Source organism: Massilia sp. DD77 (genome assembly GCF_036961685.1).
Lineage (GTDB): Bacteria > Pseudomonadota > Gammaproteobacteria > Burkholderiales > Burkholderiaceae_D > Telluria.
This window is the reverse complement of the sequence record NZ_JBAMDH010000034.1, coordinates 58,389-70,147: the sequence shown is the minus strand read 5'-3', so window position 1 is coordinate 70,147 and position 11,759 is coordinate 58,389. Positions and strand designations below refer to the sequence as shown.

Below are 11,759 nucleotides of genomic sequence, written 5' to 3'. Positions count from 1 at the left end.
CACCTGGGCGAGGGCGCCATCGAGCAGCTGTGCGCCGACCTGGAAGCCGCGGCGGACGCCGGGGACGGCGCCCGCCTGCGCGCCGGCCTGGCGCACCTGGCCGTCTTGCTGGCCGCAGCCGCGACCGGAACCGGAACCCGGCATTCCTGAGGGCATGGCTATAATGCTCGCTCTTGAGCCAAGGGAGAGGGAATGAAGGTGCTGGTGGTCGACGACGACGTCGTCTCGCGCATGATGCTGATGCACCTGGTCGACAGCTGCGGCAGCCACGAGATCTGCGAGGCCGAGGACGGCGAGGACGCCTGGCGCCAGCTGGAAAGCGGCCTGGCGCCCGCCATCGTCTTCTGCGACCTGCGCATGCCGCGCCTGTCGGGCCTGGAACTGCTGGCGCGCCTGCGCGCCCACACGGCCCACGCGGGCCTGCGCTTCGTGCTGGTCTCGGCCTCCACCGACGCGGCCACCATGGCCGAAGCGGACAGCCTGGGCGCCGACGGCTACATCGTCAAACCCTTCCGCGCCGAGGACGTGCGCACCCAGTTCGACCGCCTGGAGGGCGCGCCGGGCGCGGCGGCCATGGAGCAGCCGGAGGAGGTGGCGCGCCGCCTCGGCATCGACGGCGCGCGCCTGCAGCTCTACCTGGACGGCCTGCGCCGCCAGCTGGACGCCGCCGGCCCGGAACTGGCGGCCCTGCTGGCCGCCGGCGACACCGACACCGTCTTCGGGCGCCTCGGGCGCCTGCGCGAAGGCTGCGCCACCCTCGGCCTGCACGCGGCGGCGGATGCGCTGGCCGGGCTCGAACACATGGATGAGGCAATGCTCGACGCCGGCCGCCTGGGCCAGGCGCTCGGAAAGGCCGGGGCGGCCGTGCTGCGCCAGGCCGAGCGGACGCGCAACGCATAAGCCACTCCTGGTATAGACAAATCCGCTTGCTGATGGGTTACTTTAGATTTAAAGTAGTTGCGGAGTGCCTGGTCAATCACAGAGGGCTGACATGAACGATGCCGCAACCGCAGCAGCAACAGCAACTGCAGCAGCAGTCTCTTCCCCGGAACCGACCCGTTCCGGCTATGCCGATGGCTTCGCCCGCGCCAACCTGCCGCCGCGCGAACTCTGGCCCGATTTCCTGTTCGACCTTCCCGAATTGCGCTACCCCGAGCGCCTCAACTGCGTGGCCGAGCTGCTGGACAAGGGCGTGGAGCGGGGATGGGGCGAGCGCACCGCCCTGACCGGCGCGCGCGAGACCCTGAGCTATGCGGCGCTGCTGGCCCGGGTCGACCGCATCGCCCACGTGCTGCGCCAGGACCTGGGGCTGGCCACCGGCAGCCGGGTGCTGCTGCGCGGCGCCAACTGCCCGATGATGGCGGCCTGCATCCTGGCCGTGATCAAGGCCGGCTGCATCGCCGTCCCCACCATGCCGCTGCTGCGCGCCAGGGAGCTGGGCGCCATCGCCGCCAAGGCGCGCGTGAATGCCGTGCTGTGCGCGGCCTCGCTGTGCGGCGAGATCGAGGCCCTGGAGCTGGGCGGTGCGCCCCTGGTCTGCTTCGACAGCGAGCAGCCTCATGGACTCGAAGCGCGCATGACGGCCTACGACGAGCCCTTCGCAGCCTGCGACAGCGCGGCCGACGACGTCTGCCTGATCAGCTTTACCTCGGGCACCACCGGCATCCCCAAGGGAACCATGCACTTCCACCGCGACGTGCTGGCGATCTGCGACTGCTTCCCGCGCCATACCCTGGGCGCGAAGATCGACGACGTGTTCATCGGCACGCCGCCGCTGGCCTTTACCTTCGGCCTGGGCGGCCTGCTGCTGTTCCCGCTGCGCGTGGGCGCGCGCGCCGTCCTGATCGAAAAGCTGACGCCGGAAACCCTGCTGGCGGCGATCGAGCAGCACCGCGCCACCGTGTGCTTCACCGCGCCCACCTTCTACCGCCAGATGGCCACGCTGGCGCCGCAGTTCGACTTGTCCAGCCTGAGCCGCACGGTATCGGCCGGCGAGGCGCTGCCGGTGGCCACGCGCGAGGCCTGGCAGGCCGCGACCGGCCTGGCCATGATCGACGGCATCGGCGCCACCGAGATGCTGCACATCTTCATCTCGGCCGCCGGCGACGCGGTCCGCCCCGGCGCCACCGGCAAGCCGGTGCCGGGCTACGTCGCCTGCATCCTCGACGAGGCCGGCGGGCAGGTGGGGCCGGGCGTGATCGGGCGGCTGGCCGTCAAAGGGCCGACCGGCTGCCGCTACCTCGACGACCCGCGCCAGCGCGACTACGTGCGCGACGGCTGGAACCTGACCGGCGACGCTTACGAGATGGACGCCGACGGCTATTTCTACTACCGTTCGCGCCTGGACGACATGATCATCTCGGCCGGCTACAACATCGCCGGGGCCGAGGTCGAGGAAGCGCTGCTGCGCCACCCGGCGGTGGCCGAGTGCGGCGTGGTGGGGCGCGCCGACCCGGAACGCGGCCAGGTGGTCGAGGCCCATGTGGTACTGCGGCCCGGCCATGCGGCGTCAAGCGAGCTGGTGCAGGCGCTGCAGGAATTCGTGAAGCAGCAGATCGCGCCCTACAAATATCCACGCGCTGTGCGGTTTCGCGAACAGTTGCCGCGTACCGAAACCGGTAAGCTGCAACGGTTCAAACTACGCGCCGACACGGCTTGAGGACCAGCATGCAGGATGTTGACGGGCGCGAATACCGGGACGAATCGGACGAGCCGGAGAGCCTCGACCTGGAGAGCCGGCTGACCCAGGAGCACCACCAGTCGCTGCGGCTGTGGCTGCGCATGCTGTCGTGCACCTTGCGCATCGAGAACGAGATCCGCAGCCGCCTGCGCGCCAGTTTCGACATCACCTTGCCGCGCTTCGACCTGATGGCCCAGCTGGAACGCCATCCGGACGGTTTGCGCATGGGCGAGCTGTCCAAGCGCATGATGGTCACCGGCGGCAACATCACCGGCATCACCGACCAGCTCGAGCGCGAGCAGCTGGTGGTGCGCGTGCCCGACGCCAGGGACCGCCGCGCCTTCGCCGTCAAGCTCACCCCCGCCGGCCGCCGCGCCTTCGGCGAAATGGCCGCCGTCCACGAGCGCTGGATCGACGAGCTGCTGGCCGACATTCCCGCCGAGGACAAGGACAGCCTGATCGGCCTGCTGTCGACCATGAAGCGCCGCCTGCGCATCGGCGACAGCCGCTAGCAGACCCTAGGGTCGGCGGCTCCGCCGCCGAGGCGTTCAACCGAGGCGCCTGTAGGTGGACGGCTCCGCCGTCCACGCGGTGACAGGCCAAGCCGGCATTCGCGTGCGCGTTCCGGCGAGCATTGCGACGAGCAATGCGAAACCGCCAATCTGTTAGCGCCACACAATCGACTGTTCCGCAATCGTGCGACCCACCTATACAGGCAGCGGATAATGAATCGCCAGACTCGACAGGAGGCGCACTATGCTGATCCAGCCCGACGTGCCACCGGAATTCCGCACCTGCGGCCGCTGCAGGCGCACCCAGGGTCCTGGCTTCAAGCTCAGTTTCGCCTACCAGCCCATCGTCGACGTCGCAAACCGCAGCGTCTATGCCTACGAAGCCCTGGTGCGCGGGCCGAAAGGGGAGAGCGCCTGGTCGGTGCTGTCCCAGGTCAACGAGGAGAACCGCTACGACTTCGACCAGGCCTGCCGCATGCAGGCCATCCGCACCGCGGCCGAACTCGGCATCCACGAGCGCCTGTCGATCAACTTCCTGCCGAACGCCGTCTACCACCCGGCCACCTGCATCCAGCACACCTTCAACGCCGCGCGCGAGGTCGGCTATCCGCTCGAGAACCTCATCTTCGAAGTCCCGGAAGGCCAGCGCGTGCTGGACCGCCCGCACCTGGTCCATATCTTCCGCGAGTACCGCCGCTACGGCTTCGGCACCGCCATCGACGACTTCGGCGCCGGCTACGCCGGCCTGGAGCTGCTGTCCGAATACCAGCCCAACTTCCTCAAGCTCGGCATGGGCCTGGTGCGCGGCATCGACCGCAATCTGGCGCGCCAGGCGGTCGTGCACGGCGTGCTGACCATGTGCGCGGAACTGGGCGTGCGGGTGCTGGCGGAGGGCGTGGAAACGCGCGGGGAACGCGACTGGCTGGCGGCGGCGGGTGTGGGGCTGATGCAGGGCTATTTGTTCGGCAAGCCGCGGCTGCGCCTGGTCGAGGAGGTCGACCAGGCGGCCTGGCATTGAGCGGAACGGGCCGGAAATGTTCGGCGGCACCGTTGCAAAACGTTAACCAGCACGGCGATCGGTATTTATTGTCTTTCTACCGGAATTGTTTGTCACTAGAATAACGGCATTCTCTTCGGGCGCCGCATGACAAAACATATTCCCTACCTCGACGGTTGGCGAGGACTCGCCATCGTTTGCCTGTTGATCGGGCACTTTTTCCCAGTACCGGCCATCAATCTGGGCGTCGTCGGGGTCGCGCTGTTCTTCGTCCTGTCCGGTTTGCTGATGGCGCGCGTCCTGTTCGTGCAGCGGACCGATTTCGGCACCTTCTACCGGCGCCGCATCGCGCGCGTGTTCCCCTCGGTCGCGGTGTACCTGGCCGTGATGACCGCGATCTGGACCTTGTCCGGGCAGGGCTTTTCGGAAGTCGAACTGCTGGCCGCGATGACTTTCACGAACAACTATATCGGCGTGGAACTGGGCGCCATGCCGTTTGGCCACATCTGGTCCCTGAGCGTCGAAGAACATTCCTATGTGATCCTCTCGCTGGCAGCCTACTGGTGCCGCGCGCGCGGGCATCGGGGCCTGTCCGCCATGGCCCTCATCCTGGCAGTCATCCTCGGCGCCATCGCGGTCTACTCCTTCGTGCCGGCGGCGCATAACTCGCGCTTCTCCCTGCGCACCGAGGTGGCGTCCTTCGGCATCTTCGCCTCCGGCTTCGTGTTCCTGGCGCTGGCCGGCAAGAGCATCCGATGGAACACCGCATGGATCGCGCCGGCCGCGCTGCTGGTCGGGGTCGCCGCCCACTGGTGGAGCGTGCCGACCGGCCTGCGGATCATCGTGGGGTGGGGCGCGTTCGCCCTGGCCGTGAATTTCATGGCGGCGGCGCCGGGCTGGTTCATCGCCCTGTTCGAATCAATCTGGCTGCGCCGGCTGGGCGTCTATTCGTTCTCGCTCTACCTGTGGCAGCAGCCGTTCTACCTGCTGTCGCGGCACAGCGGGTTGCCGCCGGTGCTGGGGTTCGCCTGTTCCCTGCTGGTGGGTTGGGCGGCATTCCATCTGGTCGAGAATCCGGCGCGCGTCTACCTGAACAAGCGGTGGGGAGCGCGGCCTCGGCCCGTGATCGACAGCGAAGCCGAGTCGGAGTGCGTGCGTTCCTAGGGGGTCGGTGGGAGAGTAGGGACAGGGCGCCATAGGAGTGCTCCCTCCGAGAGGGTAGACGAACCTCCGGAATTGCGCATGAGCGCTAGGTCAGGGCTGAGCATCACCGCTCAGGTACCAACAAAAGTACCAGCAATTTCAGCACGTGGCTGAGATGTTCCGATCTGTTGTTAATTGTTCGTTTGACTACGAGCGTCGCCAGGCCGTAAGTGAAGTCCAAGCATGAGATTGTTCAGCATCAAGGATGTCGCCGTTTCAGGTACGTATCATTGATTTTTGGAATGTACCAAGAATAGATATCCCAGGTGAACGCTCTGCTTAGGAAGTTCTCATGAATCTTAAGGATCTGCTCAAGGGGGCGGCCGGCTTGACGGAGGCGAATCGCCCCATTCGCATACGACTATTCCAAGAGACGGATGTGCTCGACGACGCCGTGCTAGTCAAGCGAGTCACAGGCAGCGAAGCCTTGTGCGGCGGACTGGACTACCGGCTTCTGTGCGTATCGGGGCGCGCAGACCTCCCCTTGAAGGAGCTCATCGCCTTACCCGTCGAGCTGCAGTTCGTAACGGATTGCGGCAACATGCGCGCGGTGCTCGGCATCGTCGCGCAAGCGGCTGCCGGCCAGAGCGATGGTGGCCTCGCGACTTATGAACTGGTGCTCCGCGATGCACTGGCACTGATGGAGCAGCGTACCAGTACGCGGGTCTTCCGCAACATGAACGAACTGGACATCACTCAGGTCATTGTGGACGAGTGGCGCCGGAACAATCCGGTGCTGGCCAGGGCATTCGACATGGACTGGTCGCGTGTGAAAGGCACCTTCCCGGCCCGTGAATTCATCATGCAGCACAACGAGTCCGACGCCGACTTCTTGCGCCGCTTGTGGAAACGACGCGGCATCGCGTGGTTCATGCGCGCAGGGCTCGCCAGCGGATCACAGGGTGAGGACATGCCGGCACACACCTTGGTGCTGTTCAACGATGGACTCACGCTGCCGCAAAATGCCTCCGGCGTGGTGCGTTATCACCGGGACGACGGTACCGAGCAAAGCGATACCATCTTCGCGTGGAGTCCGGTACGCAAGCTCGTCCCAGGCAATCTCAACCGTTTCAGCTGGGACTACCTCAGTGGCCGGCCGATGATCGCCAACACGCCGTCATGTATCGACCAGGGCGCGACCGGCAACCGTTTCGCGCTCGGTCTCGATGACTACCTGATCGACGTGCCGCATGCCGGGGAGGACGGCGACGATTACCGTAGGCTTGGCGAATTGCGCATGAAGCGCCATGAGTACGAATCCAAGTGTTTTTATGGCGAAGGGAGTGTGCGCGCGCTTTGTATCGGGGAATGGTTCGCCTTGAGCGGCCATCCGGATATCGACACCCACTCGCCGCAGGAACGGGAATTTGTCATCACGCGCCTGGAGGTCGATGCGGAGAACAACCTGCCAAAGACACTCGACAATCGGATACAGCGCCTGTTCGCGCTCAACCGATGGCACGAAGCCCATGTCGACAGCGGTCTGTGCCAGGCCAGCGCCGAACGCGGCATGCGCTACACGAACCGCTTTTCCTGCGTTCGCCGCAGCATTCCGATCGTGCCGGCATTCGATTCTCGTACCGATCTGCCGCGTCCCCAGCTGCAAAGTGCAATCGTCGTCGGCCCGCCCGGTGAAGAAGTGCATTGCGATGAATACGGGCGGGTCAAGGTACGCTTTCCCGGCACCAGGACCGAAGACCATGAGCACGCGCAAGGCGCCGGTGCCAGCGGCAGCGACCGGGACTCCGCCTGGATACGGGTTGCCAGCACCTGGGCCAGCAATCAGTGGGGAACGATCACGCTGCCGCGCATCGGCGACGAGGTGCTGGTTGGCTTCCTTGGTGGCGATCCGGATAAGCCGATCATCGTTGGCCAAGTCTATGGGCGCATGGCCCCGCCGCCTGCGTTCAGCCATGCCGGAGCACTGCCTGGAAACCGATACGTGGCCGGCATCAAGAGTAAGGAAGTCGGAGGCAACCGCTACAACCAATTGCGGTTGGATGATACGTCGGGCCAGATCAATGCACAGCTGTCGTCCCAGCACGGTCACAGCGAGTTGAACCTGGGGTGGCTAACCCACCCGCGCAAGGACGGCAAGGGCGAGGCGCGCGGCGAAGGCGCGGAGTTGCGCAGCGACCATGCTGTCGCGCTCCGGGGCGCGCAAGGCGTCTTGATCAGTGCCGCCGCGCGCCAGAATGCGAGCGGAAAACAGCTGGATCGAAGCGAGCTTCTTGGCTTGGCCGAGGTCTTGCAGGGACTGCAGAAGCAACTGGCTGAACTGGCGTCGACGCATCACGCGGACAGCACCGACGACGGGGAGCTCGAACAACTGGTCGGCTACCTGAAGCAGTGGGAAGCCGGCAGCAATACTGACAAGGACGGCGCTGGCGGCCAGCCCGTGGTGGCGCTGTCCGCGCCGGCCGGCATCGCCATGACCAGCCAGGACAACATCGCGATCGGCGCCCAGACGCATATCGATGTGCTCAGCATCGGCAATACCCAGCTATCGGTCGGCAGGAAGCTGCTGGCGCGCGTGTCGGAAAGCATCAGCCTGTTTGCACACCGACTCGGTATCAAGCTGATTGCCGCCAGCGGCAAGCTCGAATTGCAGACGCACGGCGACGATATCGAGCTCACTTCCTCCAAACGCATCGTCCTGACTGCCACCGACGAGATCGTGCTGCAGGCGCCCAAGGTCCGCATCGTGGCGCAGGGTGCGCAGGTGGATATCGGCGGCGGCGTCATCACTCAGGAGAGCAGCGGCGAACACACCATCAAATCGTCGAAATTCGCGCATGTCGGGCCGGGAGGGGGCAGCCCGGCCGCCGTGACCTTGCCGAAGAGCGAAGCGCAGCACGACCAGCAAACCGTGTTGCGCTGGATCGGCACCGACGAGCCGATGAAGAACCAGCGCTATCGCATCACTACCGAAGACGGCCGCAGCTTCGAGGGACGGACAGATGCGAACGGGCTGACCGAGCGTTTCAGCAGCGCCATTTCATTTGGACGCTACAGCATCGAGGCACTGGACGACTGAGACACCATAGGGAGCATGCGATGACGATTGCCGAACATCCTTTGCCCGCACAACATCATGCCGGCGCGGCCCGCAAAGCCGAAGGGTTTGCGACACCGAAGCAGGACAAGAAGCCGCAGTGTGCGCGGATGCTGCCGAAGCGGGTGTTGCCGGTTATTTTTCTGCCGGGCATCATGGGGTCGAATCTGCGGATGAGCGCCGAGCGGCAGAAAGAGTTGAAGCAGGAGGACAATATCGCGTGGCGGCCAGATGCGCTTGGGGCCTCGAACATCAGCAAGAACGCGAACAGCCCGCCACGTGAACGGCAACTGCGGCTGGATCCACTGCAAACCACGGTCGATATCTACGATCCTTCCGGACCGTCTGATGTCACCGGCGATGGACGGCACGCCAATGTCACCTTGGGGGAGAACTTCCATTCTCCCCTGCTGACGAGCGACCCGGCGACCATGCCCAATGGACGTACCGCGGTCCAAAAAGCGCGGGCGCGCGGCTGGGGCGAAGTATTCTTCAAGAGTTATGGCGTTTTGCTGCAGCACCTTGAATCCCGCCTGAACAACACGTTTGCCAACGGCAAAATGCGGCCCGAGTGGCGCGACGTCGTTGGCGTTGATCCACAGGTATGGAGCGCGGACCCGAAGCTACCCCAGCAAGCCATCACCGAGCAGGATCTTAAGAAGGCGGTCGCCGGCTGCTGGTTTCCTGTGTACGCGTTCGGCTATAACTGGCTGCAGTCGAATGGTGACAGCGCGCAAATTGTCGCCGAGCGAATTAATCAGGTTATCAATGATCTGAACGGATCCGGCTATGAATGCAACCAGGTGATCGTCGTGACCCATTCCATGGGGGGACTGGTCGGCCGGGCGCTGGTTCATCCCAAGATTGGTAACCTTCAAGACAAGGTGCTGGGCATTGTCCATGGCGTCATGCCGGCTATCGGGGCCCCGGCCGCCTACAAGCGCATGCGGGCGGGATTCGAGGATCCTGGGCTGATGCACGCCAGTCTCAGCCTCATCGAAGCTGGCGTTGTTGCGAAGGTGCTCGGCAATTATGGCGATGAGGTGACCGCAGTGCTGGCGAATGCGCCCGGCGGGTTGGAATTGCTACCAACCGAATCCTACGGTAATGGTTGGCTGCGTGTGCGGCACAACGGGCGCGACCTGGAGTCGTGGCCGAAACAGGGAGACCCCTACAATGAAATCTACAAGGTGAGCGGAAAATGGTTCGCACTATTCCGGGAAAACTGGATAAATCCTTCCAACTATCCTGAGAAGAAGGGAGGGGGTACATTCAACCGGACATGTGAATATCTCGACATGGTCCAAGGTTTTCATCGACAGATCTCCGGCAGTTATCACCCCAGCAGTTATGCGCACTACGGTGCCGATCCTCGGCGTCAGAGCTTTGGTGAAGTTGTCTGGGAAATCGACAAGAACTGTGCCGATCCTAGCGGATGGCAGGACTGGCCCATTATCAGCGATACCAAACAAGGCAAGCTCGAACTGGTCCGTTGGGATGTGAACTATCGTGGCAAGACATTTGCAAAAAGCACTCCCGTTCCCAGTCCAAATCTCAGCAAGGCTTTTGCTACACCGATTTCAAACCCCAATAGCAATAAATCAATTCACGCGACGATTCTTCCAGCAAGCGCACCTGGCGATCAGACAGTGCCTATGGCCTCGGCCGACCATCAACTCCAAAGCGGCATGTTCAAGGGAATTTTCCGTCAAACTGGTTATGAACATCAGTCCAGTTATAAGGACCCTCTGGCCATCGCTTCAGCCTTGTACAGCATCGTGCGCATCGCCCAGCAAGCAAGCTGGAAATGCTGAAAGGATTATCCATGCACGTAACCGGTTTCAAGCGCATGTACTTTGTTGCTCTTACAACCACGCTGGTGCTGATTGCAGCCTGTGGCCGTAATCCCAGCCAATGGAAGACCCCAAACATGACCACACTCACGCCCCGTCTGCAACCGATGTTCGAGAAAACCAAGCCAGTCTGCTTTGGCCGCTTTATCGTCGATGTGCCGGCATCGGCCACCGTAGCATGGGGCAGTACCGATGTTCCGCTGGGCGTGACCATTTACCGTGGCGGTGTGGATAAAGTAAAGGACTCGGCGCAGAAGTTCATCGACGAACTCAACAGCAAAAAGGCCATCAACCACGATGATGTCCCATTGCTGTTATCAGTAGAAGAGATGATCGAGCCTGAAGGTAAGATCGTGACCGGTTATGAGAGTTTCCAATCCATCAACGGTCTAAAGATTAATGGTTACTTCAAGCTGAACAGCGACGGCGCTATTATCGATGCACGGCCTTTGCGAGACGATAGGGAAGAAACGATAGCAGACATAAAAAGTATTGTACGCCGCCTGCGCCAGCGTTCCGAAAACGAAATCCCTACCGAGCCCGGAAACTGTATCGAACATTTTTTTTTGCCAGATAAGCAGAGTCCGACAAAGGATGATCTGATGGAGCATATCCGTATTGGCTTTCGTTTGAAAGAGTTCCCCGACGCGCATTTCTCAATTTATGTCGCACCATCGAATCCTCACGACCCTGAGGGTGACTCACTCCAAACCCAGTGGAAGCGTATCAAGGACGATCCAGCCACGCCTGAAGAGAAAGCAGCGCTCGCCAAAATTCAATACTTCCGCGAAAGCCCGCGCCAGATACATGATTGGAAAACCGGCTACGAGGTCCTGTTGCGTAATCCCGACGAAGAACACGTCCATTCTTATCACGACTTCCAGGCTAAGTTCACGGGCGTTCCCCATGACCAATTCCGACCGTACGCCGACATCCAGTTCCAAACCGGCGTCGGCGGCAACGCAGCCGGCTCAACGAAAGCCAGTCTGACCGACGAAGAAGCCATCGCAGTCTGGGACAAAATCACCAGCACCATCCGCGTGCGTCCGACCAGCTCCAAGCCCATGCAATCCGCCGGCACCGGCCCGCGCCTGCCGCTGGGCGAGCTCGCCGCAACCGGGCGCACCTGCCCGCAGACCGGCTGGTGGGAGTACGATGCGCCGGGGCCAGCGGGTGACAGCCGCCGTCAACACATCCGGGCCGGCGACCATATGCCGCATGCGGTCGCGACTGGTGAGCCGTCGATCTGGCAAAAACTCAAGGGGGAACGGCCTTCCTACCGAATGGCGACGGTCTGGAAGCTGGTCAGCTACGACGATGCGCCTCCTCGTGTAGACGTGGTGGCGCAGCCAAGCTCAATCGCGCAAATCTCTCTCCCTGATGATCTTCCAAAAGACGCTACGGATACCAGGCACGAAGGTGGCCGTGGCAAAGGGACCGCGCCCAAGAAAGGCTGAGC

8 protein-coding genes are annotated in these 11,759 nt (G+C 63.2%); all 8 read left to right on the top strand.

The genetic code is table 11. The features are described from left to right. Nucleotides 1–192: 192 nt before the first annotated feature. The 8 genes from V7778_RS19635 to V7778_RS19600 all read left to right on the top strand — a co-directional run bounded on the left by V7778_RS19635 (nucleotide 193) and on the right by V7778_RS19600 (nucleotide 11,757). Nucleotides 193–900, top strand: a complete 708-nt coding sequence (locus V7778_RS19635) for a response regulator (RefSeq protein ID WP_335558350.1) — start codon at nucleotides 193–195, stop codon at nucleotides 898–900. A gap of 91 nt (nucleotides 901–991) precedes the next feature. After that, a complete protein-coding gene (locus V7778_RS19630; RefSeq protein WP_335558348.1) occupies nucleotides 992–2,659 on the top strand; it encodes an AMP-binding protein in 1,668 nt (555 codons plus the stop codon). Nucleotides 2,660–2,667: 8 nt separating this feature from the next. Continuing rightward, nucleotides 2,668–3,192: a MarR family winged helix-turn-helix transcriptional regulator gene (locus V7778_RS19625; RefSeq protein ID WP_335558346.1), complete on the top strand. Its 525-nt coding sequence runs from the start codon at nucleotides 2,668–2,670 to the stop codon at nucleotides 3,190–3,192. Between the two features lie 244 nt (nucleotides 3,193–3,436). Further along, nucleotides 3,437–4,210, top strand: coding sequence for an EAL domain-containing protein (locus tag V7778_RS19620; RefSeq protein ID WP_335558344.1), 774 nt, complete (start codon nucleotides 3,437–3,439; stop codon nucleotides 4,208–4,210). Nucleotides 4,211–4,336: 126 nt separating this feature from the next. Beyond that, nucleotides 4,337–5,353 carry an acyltransferase family protein gene (locus V7778_RS19615; protein WP_335558343.1) on the top strand — a complete coding sequence of 339 codons (1,017 nt, stop codon included), beginning with the start codon at nucleotides 4,337–4,339 and terminating at the stop codon, nucleotides 5,351–5,353. Nucleotides 5,354–5,684: 331 nt separating this feature from the next. Further along, complete coding sequence (locus V7778_RS19610) at nucleotides 5,685–8,429, top strand: type VI secretion system Vgr family protein (RefSeq protein ID WP_335558341.1); 2,745 nt, start codon at nucleotides 5,685–5,687, stop codon at nucleotides 8,427–8,429. 20 nt (nucleotides 8,430–8,449) lie between these two features. Continuing rightward, entirely contained in the window at nucleotides 8,450–10,261 is a 1,812-nt protein-coding gene (locus tag V7778_RS19605) for an esterase/lipase family protein (protein ID WP_335558339.1), read from the top strand. An 11-nt stretch (nucleotides 10,262–10,272) separates the two neighbouring features. Further along, entirely contained in the window at nucleotides 10,273–11,757 is a 1,485-nt protein-coding gene (locus tag V7778_RS19600; protein ID WP_335558338.1) for a T6SS immunity protein Tli4 family protein, read from the top strand. The last annotated feature ends 2 nt before the right edge of the window (nucleotides 11,758–11,759 follow it).